Origin of the sequence: Streptomyces sp. NPDC047917, assembly GCF_043204345.1 — a bacterium.
Classification (GTDB): Bacteria; Actinomycetota; Actinomycetes; order Streptomycetales; family Streptomycetaceae; genus Streptomyces; species Streptomyces sanglieri.
This window is the reverse complement of record NZ_JBIDCA010000001.1, coordinates 384,616-401,215: the sequence shown is the minus strand read 5'-3', so window position 1 is coordinate 401,215 and position 16,600 is coordinate 384,616. Positions and strand designations below refer to the sequence as shown.

Sequence of the window (16,600 nt, the reverse complement as noted above, 5' to 3'; positions counted from 1 at the left end):
TCCTCAGTACGCCAGCGAGCGGTCGACGGCGTCGAGCACACGGTCGAGACCCGGCAGGTACTCGTCCTCCACCCGCGCCGGCGGGTACGGGGCGTGGTAGCCGCCGACCCGAAGCACCGGTGCCTCCAGGTGGTAGAAGCAGCGCTCGGTGATCCGGGCGGCGATCTCGGCCCCGGAGCCGTAGAACACCGGCGCCTCGTGGACCACGACGAGCCGGCCGGTCTTCTCGACCGAGCTCTGGATGGCGTCGAAGTCGATCGGGGACATCGAGCGCAGGTCCAGGACCTCGATCGACTTGCCCTCCTCCTGCGCGGCCGCGGCCGCCTCCAGGCAGACCTTCACCATCGGGCCGTACGCAACGAGCGTGAGGTCGGTGCCGGTACGGGCCACCGAGGCCTTGTGCAGCGGGCCGGGAATGGAGTCGGTCTCGACCTCGCCCTTGTCCCAGTAGCGGCGCTTCGGCTCGAAGAAGATGATCGGGTCGTCGCTCTGGACGGCCTGCTGCATCATCCAGTACGCGTCGCTCGCGTTCGACGGCGAGACCACCTTCAACCCCGCGACGTGCGCGAACAGCGCCTCGGGCGACTCGCTGTGGTGCTCGACCGCGCCGATGCCGCCGCCGTACGGGATGCGGATGACGACCGGCAGCTTGATCTTGCCGAGCGCGCGGGCGTGCATCTTGGCGAGCTGGGTGACGATCTGGTCGTACGCGGGGAAGACGAAGCCGTCGAACTGGATCTCCACGACGGGCCGGTAGCCGCGCAGGGCCAGGCCGATCGCGGTGCCGACGATGCCGGACTCGGCGAGCGGGGTGTCGATCACCCGGTCCTCGCCGAAGTCCTTCTGGAGCCCGTCGGTGATCCGGAAGACACCGCCCAGCTTGCCGACGTCCTCACCCATGATGAGGACCTTGGGGTCGGTGTCGAGCGCCTTGCGGAGCGACTCGTTGAGAGCCTTCGCAATGGACATCTTTTCCATGGCCATGGCTACTTGCCCTCCTCGGCGGTGTCTGCGAACGATGCCTGGTAGGCGGCGAACTGGGCGCGCTCCTCGTCGACGAGGGGGTTCCCGTCCGCGTAGACGTTGTCGAAGATCGCGATCGGGTCGGGGTCGGGCATCGCCCGTACCGCCTCGCGGACCCGCTTGCCGAGGGTCTCGCTCTCCTCGTCCAGCGCGGTGAAGAACGCCTCGTCGGCGGCGCCCTCCTTCTCCAGGTACCTGCGCAGCCGCAGGATCGGGTCCTTGGCCTCCCAGGAGGCCCGCTCCTCGTCCGCCCGGTACTTCGTCGGGTCGTCGGAGGTGGTGTGCGCGCCCATCCGGTAGGTGAACGCCTCGACGAGCGTGGGCCCCTCGCCCCGGCGGGCCCGCTCCAGCGCCGACCTGGTCACGGCCAGGCAGGCGAGGACGTCGTTGCCGTCGACCCGGACACCGGGGAAGCCGAAGCCCTGCGCACGCTGGTAGAGCGGGACGCGGGTCTGCTTCTCGGTCGGCTCGGAGATCGCCCACTGGTTGTTCTGGCAGAAGAAGACGACCGGGGCGTTGTAGACCGCGGAGAAGGTGAAGGACTCGGCGACGTCCCCCTGGCTGGAGGCGCCGTCGCCGAAGTACGCGATCACGGCCGAGTCCGCGCCGTCCTTGGCGACGCCCATGGCGTAGCCGGTGGCGTGCAGGGTCTGCGAGCCGATGACGATCGTGTACAGGTGGAAGTTGTTGGTGTTCGGATCCCAGCCGCCGTGGTTCACGCCGCGGAACATTCCGAGCAGGTTGGTCGGGTCGACCCCCCGGCACCAGGCGACGCCGTGCTCGCGGTAGGTCGGGAAGACGTAGTCGTCGTCCCGCAGGGCCCGGCCGGAGCCGATCTGGGCGGCCTCCTGGCCGAGCAGCGACGCCCACAGGCCCAGCTCGCCCTGGCGCTGGAGGGCGGTGGCCTCGGCGTCGAAGCGGCGGGTCAGGACCATGTCCCGGTACAGGCCGCGCAGCTCTTCCGCGGTCAGGTCGATCGAATAGTCCGGATGCTCCAGCCGCTCGCCCTCGGGCGTCAGCAGCTGTACGAGCTCGGGCTCGGAACTCTGTGGCGTCTTCGCGGACGTCTTCGCGGTCGTTTTCACGGCGCTGGTCCGCTTGCTGCTGCGTCGCGGTTTGCGCGCGGCAGTGCTCTCCACGGTCACGTGCGTGCTCCTCCGTCGGTCCGGCCCCCGGGGTCTGCCGGGAAGCCAGTGCGGCTCGCCTGTGTCCGTACCCGTGCACGGGGTGGGTGCCGCTCGGTCCGGGAACAGGCGTGACAGGTGCCCCGGCGAGCGCCCTGCCGAATGCACGTTACCCAGTACGCCGCAGAACTGCGAAACCCTATCTGACCTGCGATTTTGCTTGGATTTCCAAGTAAATCGAAAAAGTCGGGAACTCTCGCTGGTCACAGCACTGGTAACAGCCTCGCAGGCCGCCGGAACAACGGCACGTTATCCCGCCGTTCGGCGGCAGGGAAGAGGTGAGTGTGTGAGACTGCGTTTTGTGAGCGAACAAGGAAAAATCACCGTTTTTCTGTTGGACGACCACGAAGTCGTCCGGCGCGGAGTCCATGAACTGCTCTCTTCCGAGGACGACATCGAGGTCGTCGGCGAGGCCGGCACCGCGGCGGACGCACTGGTCCGCATCCCCGCGACCCGGCCCGACGTGGCGGTGCTCGACGTACGGCTGCCGGACGGCAGCGGGGTGGAGGTCTGCCGCGAGGTCCGCTCAAGGGACGAGAACATCAAGTGCCTGATGCTCACCTCGTACGCCGACGACGAGGCGCTCTTCGACGCGATCATGGCGGGTGCGTCGGGATACGTGCTGAAGGCGATCCGGGGCAACGAACTGCTGAGCGCGGTACGTGACGTGGCGGCCGGGAAGTCGCTGCTGGACCCGGTGGCGACCGCGCGGGTGCTGGAGCGGCTGCGGGACGGCAAGAAGGGCCGGGGCGAGGACAAGCTCGCCGGCCTCACCGAGCAGGAGCGCAAGATCCTCGACCTGATCGGCGAGGGCCTGACGAACCGGGTGATCGGCGAACGGCTGCACCTCGCCGAGAAGACGATCAAGAACTACGTCTCCAGCCTGCTCTCCAAGCTGGGCATGGAACGGCGCTCGCAGGCCGCCGCGTACGTGGCCAGGCTCCAGGCGGAGAAGCGCTGAGGAGCACATCACCGAGGGGCCGAGGAGCGCCGGGAAGCCGGTGATCTTCGGGACTTTGGTCCCGGATCAACCGGGGCCGCAGCCTCTTTCCGCGACCTCCCCGGTGGCGGAGAGTGGAGGTCATGTCCTCCGAGGAACTCCAGGCGATCGAACTTCTCGGCCGTGTCCGGTACGGCCGGCTGGCGACCAGCATGCGGGCCCTTCCCTTTCTGTCGGTGGCCCGGCACGTCGTGATCGACGGGCATGTGGTCCTGCGGATGCACAGCGGTTTCGGGTATCACAACGCGTGCGACGGCACGGTCGTGGCGTACGGCGCGGACAACTTCGACACCGCCGCCCAGGGGGCCGGCAACGACCTGTGGGCCGTGCAGTTCACCGGCACCGCCGAGATCGTGCACCCCTCGGCCGACCGGCGCGAACTGTTCGGCGAGGGTCCCGCCCGGGTGAACGGGGAGCCCTTCGACCCGGCGTACCTCAGGATCGAGCCTCACTTCGTCTCTGTGCACACTCTGGACTTCAACGCAAGTCAGACGATCGGCCACACAGCGTGATCTAACATCTGGTGAGTGCTGCGCTCATTTGTCACCCTTCCGTCCGCTTCGCCGGCCGGCGGGGTCCGGTTCCCTTCCGTGCCCGTTCCGCCCGTCTCCCCGGTGGACCGGGCGTTGTTCCCCTCCGTGCCCGTTCCGCCCGTCTCCCCGGTGGACCGGGCGTTGTTCCCCTCCGCACCACCGCCGCCCGTGTCCCCGGTCGACCGGGCCCGCTTCCCGTCCGTGCCACGGCAGCCGCCCGTGCCGCCGGTGCCACCCGTGAACGAGGTGCTGCGCCACTACCCGGACGCCGGTGAACCCCTGAGCTGCAAGCCCATCACCAAGGGCCTGCTCAACCACGGCTACCGCGTCTCCACCACCCGCGGCTCGTACTTCCTCAAGCATCACCTCGACGACTCCACCGGCGACCGCGCCACGATCGTCCGCCAGCACCGCGCCACCCAACGGCTCCAGTCGCTGGGCGTGCCCGTCGCCCCGCCCGTGCAGGACACGGAGGGCGACACGGTCACGGAGATCGGTGGCCGGTGCTACGCCCTGCACCCCTGGGTGGAGGGACTGCACCGGGCGGGCGCCCAGCTCACCACCGCCCAGTCGGAGCGGCTCGGGACGCTGCTCGGGACGGTGCACACCGGGCTGGAACAGGTCATGGGCCCGTGCACCGGACCCGCGCACCCCACCTGCGGTCACCGGAGCGCCGATCCCGGCGACACCTTCGCGCTCATCGACGACCTGCTGACGGCCACCCGCCGGCGCCGCCCCCGGGACTGCTTCGACGAGCTGGCCGAGCACCGCCTGCTGGAGCGGCGCACCCTGCTGGAACGTCACGCCGACCGCAGACCCCCCACCCCCGGCGCCCCGGCCACGGGCTGGGTGCACGGCGACTTCCACCCGCTGAACGTCCTGTACCGGGGCACCGACCCGGTCGCGATCCTCGACTGGGACCGGCTGGGGGTCCAGCCGAGGGCGGAGGAGGCGGTACGGGCCGCGGCGATCTTCTTCGTACTGCCGGCCGGGGAGCTGGAGCTGGAGAAGGTACGGGCGTACGCGCGGGCCTACCGGCTGGCGGCCGGGGCCGGGGCGGCCGAACTGGCCGCCGCGGTGCACCGGGTGTGGTGGGAGCGGCTCAACGACTTCTGGATACTGCGCTGGCGGTACTGCCTGGACGACCGAAGGGCCGACCCGCAGTTCCCTGCGGTGTCGGCCCTGGCGGTCTGGTGGACGCGCGAGTACGAGAGGGTGCGCGAGGCGTTCACGGACTGAGCGCGCCCGTGAACGGCCGAGTCAGCGGGTGATCACGGGGTTGATCACGGGGTTGATCACGGGGTTGATCACGGGGTTGATCACGGGGTTGATCACGGAGTTGATCACGGGGTGGCGCCCGTACCGGCCGCCGCGGACGCTCCGGCCGCCGCGGACGTACCGGTGGTGGCACCACCGTCGGCCGTGCCGGTGCCGCCGTCTGCCGTGCCCGTGCCGCCGTCCTCCGTGCCGGTGCCGCCGTCCTCGTTACCCGTACCGCCGTCCTCCGTACCGGTACCGCCGTCCTCCGTGCCCGTGCCGCCGTCCTCCGTGCCTCCGGTGGCCGGGGTGGACGGCTTGTTCGACGGCGGCGGGGAGGGCTGGGTCGGGGTGGTCGACGGGGAGTAGGTCCGCGAGGGCGGGGTGTCCTGCTGGTTGCCGGTGGAGTTCCCCGGCAGCTCGGTCTCCTGGCTCTCCTCGTCGGTCGGCCCGGACGAGCTCTTCTCCGGGGACGGCGAACTGGAGACCTTGTCGGGCTTCTCCTCGGGCTTCGAGCCGGTGTCGTTCGCGGCGTTGACCGCGATGGCGACACCCGTGCCGATCGCGATCAGCGCGAGCACGATGAACAGCCACAGCTTGCCGCGGCCGCCACCGCCGTTGCTCCCGCCCTCGTAACCGCCGTCGTCGGGGTTCATCGGCGGCAGGATCGGGCCCTGCGAGGTGTCCCCGTGCGGCGGGTGGCCCATCGCCATCGTGCCCCCGGCCATGCCCATGGCCGGGGTGTGTCCGCCTTCGTGCATCGCGACCGGGCCGGTGTTCCACGTACCCGTGTGGCCGCCCTGCACCTGAAGCATCTGGAGGCTGTACTGGACGAGGCCGCGCATCTCCTCGGCGCTCTGGAACCGGTCGTCCGGGTCCTTCGCGAGGGAGCGCATGACCATCCCGTCCAGCTCCGGCGGCACCGCGCCCAGGACCTCGGACGGCGGGACCGGAATGTCCTGGACGTGCTGGTACACGACGGAGAGCGGCGTCTCACCCGTGAACGGGGGCCGCATGGCCAGGAGTTCGTACAGTAGGCAGCCGGTGGCGTAGAGGTCGGAACGGTGGTCGACGGCCTTGCCGAGCGCCTGCTCCGGGGAGAGGTACTGCGGCGTGCCCATGACCATGCCGGTCTGGGTCATCGTCGACTGCGCGCCGTGCAGCGCACGGGCGATGCCAAAGTCCATCACCTTGACCGCACCGGAGTTGGTGATGATCACGTTGGCCGGCTTGATGTCACGGTGCACGATGCCGTGCTGGTGCGAGTACGCGAGCGCTTCCAGCACACCCGAGACGATGATCAGGGCCTGCTCGGGCGGCGGCGCCTCGGCACTGATCAGCAGGTCGCGGATGGTCCGGCCCTCGACCAGCTCCATCACGATGTAGGGGACGGTCGCCCCGCCCACGACGTCCTCGCCGGAGTCGTACACGGCGACGATCGCGTGGTGGTTGAGCCCGGCGACCGACTGCGCCTCGCGCGTGAACCGGGCCTTGGAGACCGGGTCCTCGGCAAGATCGGAACGCAGGAGCTTCACCGCGACCGTGCGCCCGAGCCTGACGTCCTCCGCCGCGAAGACCTCCGCCATTCCGCCCCGGCCGAGGCGGTGGGTCATCCGGTAGCGCCCGTCACCGACAACACCGCCGATGCCCCAGGAGTCGGTGCCATCCGAAACTCCGCCGCCGTTTGCTTCGGAATCGGGTGCCATCAGTCCTCGCCGTCGTATCTGTCCGCGCGTCCGCGGGTTCTCACGGTGCCTAGCTGCATTGCCACATCACGCTACAGCCTCTTCCGGACACACCGTTTCCGAGAGGGACCGGTCATCCAACCGCCCGGCGTGCCGTCCACGCAAATTTCATGCGGGTCCTGTAACGCTTCCGAGACGCTTCTTGTGCGTACGGTCACGGAACGGGCACCCGGCTTGACGTGTCGTACCCCTCGGGCAGACTTGGCGCGTAATGGATGATCGCGTGAGTCGCGCGCCGAGGGGGAGCAAGTCATGAGCCAGGACGGCGCACACGGCGCTCAGGGTCGCTATGCGGGCGGTTCGGTCGCCGGCGGACGCTACCAGCTTCGCGACCTGCTCGGTGAGGGCGGGATGGCGTCCGTATACCTGGCGTACGACACCGCCCTGGACCGCCAGGTCGCAATCAAGACACTCCACACGGAGCTGGGGCGCGAGCAGTCCTTCCGCGAGCGGTTCCGGCGCGAGGCACAGGCCGTCGCCAAGCTGCAGCACACCAACATCGTCTCGGTCTTCGACACCGGCGAGGACGAGCTCGGCGGCGCGCTGATGCCGTACATCGTCATGGAGTACGTGGAGGGGCAGCCGCTCGGCTCCGTGCTCCAGACCGACATCCAGAACCACGGCGCGATGCCGGCCGACCGGGCGCTGAAGGTGACGTCCGACGTGCTGGCCGCGCTGGACACCAGCCACGAAATGGGCCTGGTCCACCGCGACATCAAGCCCGGCAACGTGATGATGACCAAGCGCGGCGTCGTGAAGGTCATGGACTTCGGCATCGCCCGCGCCATGCAGTCGGGCGTCACGTCGATGACGCAGACCGGCATGGTCGTCGGCACCCCGCAGTACCTCTCCCCCGAGCAGGCCCTCGGCCGCGGCGTGGACGCCCGCTCCGACCTGTACTCGGTCGGCATCATGCTCTTCCAGCTGCTGACCGGGCGGATCCCGTTCGACGCGGACTCCCCGCTGGCCATCGCGTACGCACACGTCCAGGAGGAGCCGGTCGCGCCCTCCACCATCAACCGGTCGATCACCCCGGCGATGGACGCGCTGGTCGCCCGAGCGCTGAAGAAGAACCCGAACGAGCGCTTCCCGAGCGCGGCGGCGATGCAGGACGAGATCGCCCGCGTGCTGGCCGCGAGCGGCTCCACGGGCGCTCCGGTGATCGTCGCGGGCGGCGGCGCCCCGGCGAACAGCGGCTCGGGCGTCGGCTCGGCGGTCTTCCCGCCGGTCGACCAGTCCGGCGGCATGCCCCAGAGCGTCCAGACGCCCTACCAGCCCGGCCCGTACCAGTCGGGCCCGTACGGCCCGGCGACCCCGGCTCCCACGCCGGCACCGTCGTACGGCTACCCGCAGTCGGCCCAGCAGTACCAGAGCCAGGTCCCGGCCCAGCAGACCCCGCCGCCCTACACGATCTCCCCGCAGACCCAGCCGCAGACGCACGCCGGCTCGGGCGGGGGCGGCTCCAAGCGGAGCATGCCGGTCGTCGTGGGCTCGATCGTGGTCGCCCTGATCGCGATAGGCGGACTGATCACGGTCCTCTCCCTCAAGGGCTCGGACGAGAAGGACGACCCCACGGCCGGCCAGTCCCCCGCCGGCGAGCACAAGGATCCGGAGCGGAACCGGACGATGAAGACCGAGAAGTGCACCGACGCCATGGAGGACAGCGACGACCCGAACAAGGTCGACGCACCGAACTTCCTGTACAAGGACATCCTCTCCGCGCGAGCGTGCGCGGACGCGGCGGGCTGGACCATCAAGCCGATCAAGGTACCGGGGAACACCTACGCGGAGGACCAGGTCATCGACCAGTTCCCGACCACCGGTACCGCGGTGCCGAAAGAGGGAGCCCACTTCGAGCTGCGCATCGCCACGGGCGACCCGGCCTGATCCAGGCTCGTACCGGGGGCGAAGGGCGAAGAACGGGCTCGCACGAGGAACAGGTCCGGGCTCGCGCGGGGGATGAGCCGTGGCTCGTGAGAGGGATGAGTCGTGGCTCGCGCGGGGGATGAGTCGTGGCTCGTGCGGTGACCGTGGTGACGGGCTCGTGCGGTGGCTGAGGTGACGGGCTCGTACGAGGGATGAGCCGTGGCTCGTGCGGTGGCCGAGTGACGGGTCGACAGGTGTGGGGGGCCGATTTTCCGGACGTCGCGCGCCGGGTGAGGGCCGTGCTCCGGGGGTCCGGGCATCGAGATGCCGGACATACCGTCACATGTGACGCTGAGCCCATGTCTCCAGGGCTTCTGTCTTCACACCCCACGAGATGCGTGGCCTGCCTGGTACTGACGGCGGGCGCGGCACTGGGGGCCGCTGCGGGCGAGGTACAGGCCGGGCAGCGGGTGCCGGGTGGGGCGGTGGGGCAGTTCAGTGCCCCGGTGGCGCCGCCCGCGCACACCTCGGGCGGGCCCTCGGCGCGGGCCTCCGGCGATCCGGGTGCCGGTCCGCCGGCCGGGAAGTCGGACACGAAGCCGCACGACAAGTCGGACGGCAAGTCGAACGACAAGTCGGACGGGAAACCGGACGGGAAACCGGACGGAAAGTCGGCTGCCCCTTCGGTCACGCCCTCGACCGCGTCGACGGCCGTTCCCCCGGACGGCGGATCGGCCGCCCCCGCGCCTCCGGGGTCTGCGTTGCCGTCCGCCCCGGCCTCCGGTTCCCCTGCCGACCCCGAACCCGGCTCGGACTCCACGGCGGCCTCCGCCACCCCCGCCCCGTCCGACGACTCGGGCTCAGGCTCCGACGCGGAGCCGCCGGTCGCCGACGCGGAGTCCCCACTGGCTGGGCGGGAGGCCGGGGAGGGGCGGTCGCGGCCCGGGCGACAGCTCTCACCGTGGGAGCTCGCACACACGGACGGTACGTTCCAGAGGCCCGACGCGTCCCCGGCCGCCAGCGATCCGGCGTCCGTGCCGGTACCGGCGGAGACACCCGGGGTGAGTACATCCGCCGGCGCCGACCCGCTCACGCCGCAGGCCCTGGACACGCCGACCGTGCGCCGGGTGAAACAGGTCTCACTGGGCGCGGGAATCGCGCTGATCGGGATGGGGCTGGGCTTCCTGGCTTTCCGCATGCGCCGGGCCGACTGAGCCGTCCCGGGCCGTGTCACCAGCGCCCGCGCACCCCTCGGAGGGATTTGCGTGAAGCGACATACTCGGTATACATACTGAGTATGTCGATCCGCCACGGGCTGCTGTCCCTTCTGGAGCGGGGGCCCAGATACGGCTCCCAGCTACGTACCGAATTCGAGTCGCGCACCGGCTCCACCTGGCCGCTCAACGTCGGCCAGGTGTACACGACACTCAGTCGGCTGGAGCGCGACGGCCTGGTCGTCCAGGACGACGAGGACGACCAGGGGCACGCCCTCTACGCGATCACCGACGACGGACGCACCGAGCTGCGGAGCTGGTTCGAGACGCCCGTCGACCGCAGCAACCCGCCCCGCGACGAGCTGGCCATCAAGCTCGCCATGGCGGTCGGCGCGCCCGGGGTCGACATCCGTGCCGTCATCCAGTCCCAGCGCCACCACACCCTGAAGGCGATGCAGGACTACACGCGCCTCAAGGCGCAGTCGCTCAGCGACGTCCCGGCCAACCGGGACGAGGTCGCCTGGCTGCTGGTGCTGGAACAGCTGATCTTCCAGGCGGAGGCCGAGGCACGCTGGCTGGACCACTGCGAGACCCGGTTGATCCGCCTCGCCGACGCCGCCGCCACGGAGCCGGACCCCGAAGTCCGTACGACCGGACGCACCACGGCCCGCCTCGCCCTCCCGCGCAGCCGGCGCTGAGCACACGCCGCACACCGCACACCACGCACCACGCACCACATCGCAGCAGGCGCCGAACGCACACGCACTCCGCCCGCCGCACACCGCAGCCGGCACCGACCACCGCCGGCGCGGAATCCGGGCCACAGGCCACCCGCGTACGCACCGGACACCGGCACGGTCCGCCACGGACCGCTCGGCCGTACCGACTCCGTCGCCCCACACACCCGTTCCGAGGGGGAACCGCTCACCATGTCCTCGCACGTCCCGCCCCGATCCGCGGCGCCGACCGGCGCACCCATACCGGCCGGCGCACCGGTCCTCGAACTCCGGGCGCTCACCCGCACCCATGGCTCCGGCATCGCCGAGGTACACGCCTTGCGCGGCATCGACCTCGCCGTGCACGCCGGTGAGCTCGTCGCCGTGATGGGCCCGTCCGGTTCCGGCAAGTCGACCCTGCTGACCATCGCGGGCGGTCTCGACACCGCTACCAGCGGCCAGGTCGTCATCGAGGGCCAGGACATCTCCGGGCTCGGCCGCAAGGGCATCGCCGCCCTGCGCCGCCGCAGCGTCGGCTACGTCTTCCAGGACTACAACCTGATCCCCGCGCTCACCGCCGCCGAGAACATCGCCCTGCCGCGCGAGCTGGACGGCGTCTCCGTGCGCAAGGCCCGCAAGGAGGCCCGGGCGGCGCTGGAGGAGATGAAGCTGCTGGAGATCGCGGACCGCTTCCCGGACGAGATGTCCGGCGGCCAGCAGCAGCGGGTCGCGATCGCCCGCGCGCTGGTGGGGGACCGGCGTCTGGTGCTCGCCGACGAGCCGACCGGAGCGCTCGACTCCGAGACCGGCGAGAAGGTGCTCGCGCTGCTGCGCAACCGCTGCGACCAGGGCGCGGCCGGTGTGATGGTGACGCACGAGCCGCGGTACGCGGCCTGGGCGGACCGGGTCGTGTTCCTCCGGGACGGTTCGATCGTCGACCAGACGCTCACCGCCGACGCCGACTCGCTCCTCACCTCCGAGGCCGCGAAGTGAACGTCTTCACCGGCTGGCGCGCCGCCCTGCGGATAGCCCGGCGCGACGCGATGCGGTTCAAGGGCCGCAGCGCACTGGTGGTCGCGATGATCGCCGTACCGGTGGTCGGCGTCACCGCCCTCGACGTGACGTACAACAGCGTGTCACCGACCACGGCCGAGCAGCTGACGGCAGACATGGGCGCCGCCGACGCGCTCTACAGCGATGCGGAGATCGGCCCCATCGAGCAGTTGCCCGCCGGGGACCGGTACGAGCAGGTCGACGAGAACGCGCCGCTGGACGAGAACGCCCCGCCGATCGACATGAGCACCACGTTCCCCAAGGGCTCGCGCGCGATCAGCATCCAGTCCGTCCCGGCGAGCGTCACCACCGAGTACGGCATCGCCGACACCGACATCAACGAGTTCCAAACCTCGGACGAGCTGGCCCGCGGCAGGATCGAACTCGTACGCGGTGAGTTCCCGCACGGCAGGAACGAGCTGGCGGCCACCGAACCGTTCCTGAAGTCGACCGGCCTGCACGTCGGGTCGGTGACCACCGTGCGCAACTTCGGCATGAAGTACCGGATCACCGGTGTGGTCGAGCAGCCCGACTCGCTCAACACCAAGGCGCTCTACGCCGACCCGGGAGCGGTCATCGCCCCGTGGCAGGCCAAGGCCGACCACGACAAGAAGGTGCTGCCGCCGAACACCCGTACCAAGGACTGGCTGGTCAAGGGCCCCGAAGGAGTGGGGGTGACCTGGCCCGACGTCATGGCGGCCAACAAGTCCGGCGTCGTCGTCACCTCCCGTCAGCTCGTCCTCGACCCGCCGCCGGACTCCGAGGTCCCGCTGGCCAGGAAGGGCGTCGAACCGTACCAGGACAGCTCCGAGGGAGAGCCGAGCGCGCCGCTCATCACCGTGATCGCCATGGCGGTCCTGGAGATCGTGCTGCTCGCCGGCCCGGCCTTCGCTGTCGGTGCGCGCCGATCACGCCGTCAGCTCGGTCTGCTCGGGACCTGCGGCGGGGACCGGCGCCATGTCCGGGCCGTGGTGCTCGGCGGTGGGCTGGTGCTCGGCACCATCGGAGCCGTGACCGGTGTGGTGGTCGGGCTGGTGGCCACCACGGTGTTCCGCCCGATGATCGAGGCTTGGGCCGGGCGCCGCTTCGGCTCCCTCACCCTGGACCCGATGGAGATGCTGCTCATCGCGGTGATCGGCCTGGTCACCGGCCTTCTCGCGGCCTTCGCCCCGGCGATCGTGGCGAGCCGGCAGTCCGTGCTGGAGTCGCTCACCGGACGCCGCGGCGTCCGCCGCTCCTCCCGCGTGATGCCGGTCCTGGGCGCCTGTGTACTGGCCGTCGGATGCGCCGTCGCCATCTACGGCGGCACCAGCGGGAACTCCTCGCTGGTCGCCGGCGGCTCGGTGACCGCCGAGCTCGGGCTGCTCGCCTGCATCCCGGTGATCGTCGGCTTCCTCGGGCGGCTCGGCCGCGGGCTTCCGCTCTCCCCCCGGCTGGCGCTGCGCGACGCGGCCCGCAACCGTGGCCGTACCGCCCCCGCGGTCGCGGCCGTGATGGCGGCGGTCGCCGGATCGGTCGCCATCGCCACGTACATGTCGAGCACCAAGGCCGAGTCCGAGTTCGACTACTCCCCCACCCTGACCCAGGGAACCGTCGTCCTCTCCGTCTCCTCCTACAACACCGAGAAGGCCATCCAGATCCCGCAGGCACGGGCCGCCGTCGAACGGAGCATGGCCGTCACCGGCGGGCACGCCGACTTCCGGCGGGTCTGGGCGGGCAGCGACTGCGACATCTACGGCGAAGACGAGAACAGCTGCGGCTCGCTCGAACTGGTCAGGCCCCCCGGCAAGGACCGCGTCTGCCCGCTCACCGACAAGGGTGCCAAGCAGCTCGCCGCCCGGCTCTCCTCCGACGAGCACAGGAAGCTGATGCGTTCCCCCGCCTGCCTCGCGGGCGGGACGTCGGGCGTCTTCAACACCGGTGAGAACGGCATCGTCGTGGCGGACGAGGACATACTCAGCACCTATGTGAAGCTCGACGACCCCGCGGCCGCCGAGGCACTGGCGGCGGGCACACCGGTACTGCTCAACGAGGTGTTCGCGAAGAACGGCGAGGTCAGCATCAAGGCGGCCCACCGTTACAACAAGGAGGACAAGAAGAACTGGAAGCTGCACCCCGGAAAGGCCCGGACCACCACCGACAAGCTGAAGGCGTACGTCGCACCCGCGAAGTACGCCGCCACCCCCGGGATCAACATGATCCTCCCGCGGCAGACCGCGGAACGGCTCGGCCTGCACACTGCGGAGAGCGGCAGCGTGTACTCCGTCGCGCACGCGCCGACCGAGGCCGAGCAGCAGCAGGCCTTCGGCGCGATCGAGCAGGCCGGCGGCGGTGCCTGGGTGCAGTCCGAGTCCGGCCCCGACGGGCGCGTGGACGCCATGCTGCTGATCCTGACCCTGTTCGCCGGAATGGTGACGCTGGGCGCCGCCGCGATCACGACGGGGCTCGCCAAGGCGGACGCGGAGGCCGACCTCAACACGCTCAGCGCGGTGGGTGCGCCCCCGGGTGTGCGACGGAAGCTGTCGGGCTTCCAGTGCGTGGTGGTGGCGCTCACGGGTGTGGTCCTCGGCACGCTGGCGGGACTGGTGCCGGCGGTGGCGCTGCGGCTGGTCGATCTGCGCCTGGCGTTGCAAGAGATGCGGCTGGAGCCCACGGAGTCGGCGTACACACCGATCGAGCTGCCCTGGGCCACGCTCGCCCTGCTGGTGGTGGGCGTCCCGCTGCTGGCCGGTCTGCTCGCGGCGGCACTCACCCGCTCACGCCTCGCGCTGGCACGGAGAGCCGGCTGACGGCGAGCCGGACGACGGCAGGCCGGACGACGGCAGAGACGGTGCCGTGCTTGCCGTGGGCGGCGCGGTCGGGTGGGCCGACCGGCTGACTCGGTGCCCCCGTGGACGGTGGATCAACCGTTTACGGGGGCACCACAGTGTCGTACGGCAGCTGTGCGAGACAATGGCGCCATGGAGATGCCGAGGAATGAACGGTCGCAGGAGCACCCCCAAGTCCTCGTGGTGGGGCAGGACGGCATGGCGATCGGCGGCGGCGGTGGCACTGACGACGAATCGCGTGAGGTCCCGGTGACGGAGATGGTCGAACAGCCCGCGAAGGTCATGCGCATCGGCAGCATGATCAAGCAGCTCCTGGAGGAGGTCAGGGCGGCTCCTCTCGACGAGGCGAGCCGGGTCAGGCTCAAGGAGATCCACGCCAGCTCGGTGAAGGAGCTGGAGGACGGCCTCGCGCCGGAGCTGGTGGAGGAGCTGGAGCGGCTCTCTCTGCCGTTCACCGAGGAGTCGGTGCCCTCCGAGGCGGAACTCCGGATCGCCCAGGCACAGTTGGTGGGCTGGCTGGAGGGCCTGTTCCACGGCATCCAGACGGCACTGTTCGCCCAGCAGATGGCGGCCCGGGCCCAGCTGGAACAGATGCGCCGCGCCCTCCCGCCGGGCAGCGTCCATGAGGAAGAGGACGGCAGCGGTGACCCGCACGGGGCCATCCGGTCGGGTCCGTACCTCTAGACCCCCCGTTCCCGCACCCGCGGGACACCTGGCCGTACGCACCTGACAGCGAGCGACACCGAGGCCCGGCACACATGGTCGACGACCTGTGCGCCGGGCCTTTCCACGCGCTGCGGGGCGGTCCGGGACAGGAGCGGAGGGCGGGCGGGGCGGGCGGGGCGACGAGGCAGCCAGCGGGCCGGGGGACGGAGCGGCCAGCGAGACGGGCCGGGACGGGCCGGGCCGGGGGACGGACGGGCCGGGGGACGGACGGGCCGGGGTCCAGGCCCGGACACCAGCCGCAGACCACCCCGTCAGGCCGCCAGACCCGGGCATCAGCCCGTCGGGGCCTGCAGCAGCACCTTTCCGACATGCGCGCTGGACTCCAGTACCCGGTGGGCCTCGGCGGCGTCCGGCATCGGCACGATGCGGTCCACGACCGGCCGCACGACCCCGTCCGCGATCAGCGGCCAGACGTGCTCGCGCACGGCGGCGACGATGGCGGCCTTCTCGGCGAGCGGGCGGCCCCGCAGCGAGGTCGCAGTGACGGCGGCCCGCTTGTTCAGCAGGGCGCTCAGATTCAGCTCGCCCTTGACGCCACCCTGAAGACCGATGATGGCCAGCCTGCCGTTGACGGCGAGCGCCTGCACATTCCGGTCGAGGTACTTCGCGCCGACGATGTCGAGAATGACATCCGCACCGGTCCCGTCGGTCGCCTTGCGCAGTTCCTCGACGAAGTCCTGCTCCCGGTAGTCGATCAGGATGTCGGCCCCGAGTTCCGCGCAGCGCGCCAGCTTCTCCGGCCCCCCGGCGGTGACCGCGACCCGCGCGCCCACGGCCTTGGCGAGCTGGATCGCCATCGTGCCGATGCCGCTGGACCCACCGTGCACCAACAGCGTCTCGCCGGGGCGCAGATGGGCCACCATGAAGACGTTGGACCAGACCGTGGCCGCCACCTCGGGCAGCGCCGCGGCCAGGGCCGGTTCGATGCCGTCCGGCACGGGCAGCAGCTGCCCGGCCGGCACCGCGACCTTCTCCGCGTAGCCGCCGCCCGCGAGCAGCGCACACACCTCGTCGCCGACCGCCCAGCCGGTGACACCGGGTCCGATCGCCGAGATACGGCCCGAGCATTCGAGGCCGGGGTACGGGGACGCGCCGGGCGGCGGGTTGTAGAACCCCTGCCGCTGCAACACGTCGGCGCGATTGACCGCGCTGGACACGACATCGACGAGGACCTCGCCCTCGCCGGCTACCGGATCGGGCACCTCGGCCCAGACGAGTGCTTCGGGGCCGCCCGGTTCAGGGATTGTGATCGCATACATGGCGCGAGGCTACTCCGTGGCAGATGGAGGACCACGGAAGACGCCGCACGGAACGAGGCGGACCGCATGTGGGACGGGCGTGGTGCGGGTTCGACCGGGCGTGAGACCGGCCGGACGCGAGGTGGGGCAAGGTGAGCCGGACGTGCGGCGGGACGCCGCCGGACGCGAGGCAGGACGGCCGGATCAGCCCCGCGGG

Annotated in this window: 13 protein-coding genes; 9 read left to right on the top strand and 4 right to left on the bottom strand. The window is 70.9% G+C overall.

The features are described 5' to 3' along the window. Window positions 1-3: 3 nt before the first annotated feature. Together ACGF8B_RS01735 and pdhA are read right to left on the bottom strand one after the other, a co-directional pair. On the bottom strand, window positions 4-984 hold the full coding sequence (locus ACGF8B_RS01735; RefSeq protein WP_384749302.1) for an alpha-ketoacid dehydrogenase subunit beta: 981 nt from the start codon (window positions 982-984) through the stop codon (window positions 4-6). A 2-nt stretch (window positions 985-986) separates the two neighbouring features. Beyond that, window positions 987-2,168 (bottom strand): pyruvate dehydrogenase (acetyl-transferring) E1 component subunit alpha, encoded by a 1,182-nt coding sequence (pdhA, locus tag ACGF8B_RS01730; protein WP_392733784.1) that lies wholly within the window; start codon window positions 2,166-2,168, stop codon window positions 987-989. Between the two features lie 340 nt (window positions 2,169-2,508). Between pdhA and ACGF8B_RS01725 the strand changes: the two genes are divergently transcribed. The 3 genes from ACGF8B_RS01725 (at window position 2,509) to ACGF8B_RS01715 (ending at window position 4,979) form a co-directional block, all read left to right on the top strand. Then, window positions 2,509-3,168: a response regulator gene (locus ACGF8B_RS01725; protein WP_392733782.1), complete on the top strand. Its 660-nt coding sequence runs from the start codon at window positions 2,509-2,511 to the stop codon at window positions 3,166-3,168. Window positions 3,169-3,290: 122 nt separating this feature from the next. Further along, the gene (locus ACGF8B_RS01720; RefSeq protein ID WP_392733780.1) at window positions 3,291-3,719 is read left to right on the top strand and encodes a pyridoxamine 5'-phosphate oxidase family protein; all 429 of its coding nucleotides are present in this window, start codon (window positions 3,291-3,293) and stop codon (window positions 3,717-3,719) included. Between the two features lie 267 nt (window positions 3,720-3,986). After that, entirely contained in the window at window positions 3,987-4,979 is a 993-nt protein-coding gene (locus tag ACGF8B_RS01715) for a phosphotransferase (protein WP_392734447.1), read from the top strand. A gap of 104 nt (window positions 4,980-5,083) precedes the next feature. Here ACGF8B_RS01715 and ACGF8B_RS01710 read toward each other — a convergent pair whose 3' ends face one another. Beyond that, a complete protein-coding gene (locus ACGF8B_RS01710; RefSeq protein ID WP_392733778.1) occupies window positions 5,084-6,703 on the bottom strand; it encodes a protein kinase in 1,620 nt (539 codons plus the stop codon). 291 nt (window positions 6,704-6,994) lie between these two features. Between ACGF8B_RS01710 and ACGF8B_RS01705 the strand changes: the two genes are divergently transcribed. From ACGF8B_RS01705 to ACGF8B_RS01680, 6 genes are all read left to right on the top strand, one after another. Next, a complete protein-coding gene (locus ACGF8B_RS01705; protein WP_392733776.1) occupies window positions 6,995-8,629 on the top strand; it encodes a protein kinase in 1,635 nt (544 codons plus the stop codon). Between the two features lie 377 nt (window positions 8,630-9,006). Next, on the top strand, window positions 9,007-9,822 hold the full coding sequence (locus ACGF8B_RS01700; protein WP_392733774.1) for a hypothetical protein: 816 nt from the start codon (window positions 9,007-9,009) through the stop codon (window positions 9,820-9,822). An 83-nt stretch (window positions 9,823-9,905) separates the two neighbouring features. Beyond that, entirely contained in the window at window positions 9,906-10,520 is a 615-nt protein-coding gene (locus ACGF8B_RS01695; protein WP_392733773.1) for a PadR family transcriptional regulator, read from the top strand. A 231-nt stretch (window positions 10,521-10,751) separates the two neighbouring features. Beyond that, a complete protein-coding gene (locus ACGF8B_RS01690; RefSeq protein ID WP_392733771.1) occupies window positions 10,752-11,531 on the top strand; it encodes an ABC transporter ATP-binding protein in 780 nt (259 codons plus the stop codon). Further along, entirely contained in the window at window positions 11,528-14,380 is a 2,853-nt protein-coding gene (locus ACGF8B_RS01685) for an FtsX-like permease family protein (protein WP_392733768.1), read from the top strand. Before ACGF8B_RS01690 ends, ACGF8B_RS01685 begins: the two co-directional genes overlap by 4 nt. Window positions 14,381-14,551: 171 nt before the next feature. After that, window positions 14,552-15,103 carry a bacterial proteasome activator family protein gene (locus tag ACGF8B_RS01680; protein WP_392733766.1) on the top strand — a complete coding sequence of 184 codons (552 nt, stop codon included), beginning with the start codon at window positions 14,552-14,554 and terminating at the stop codon, window positions 15,101-15,103. 314 nt (window positions 15,104-15,417) lie between these two features. Here the strand turns inward: ACGF8B_RS01680 and ACGF8B_RS01675 are convergent, their stop codons facing one another. Further along, window positions 15,418-16,404: an NAD(P)H-quinone oxidoreductase gene (locus tag ACGF8B_RS01675; protein ID WP_392733765.1), complete on the bottom strand. Its 987-nt coding sequence runs from the start codon at window positions 16,402-16,404 to the stop codon at window positions 15,418-15,420. Between the last annotated feature and the right edge of the window lie 196 nt (window positions 16,405-16,600).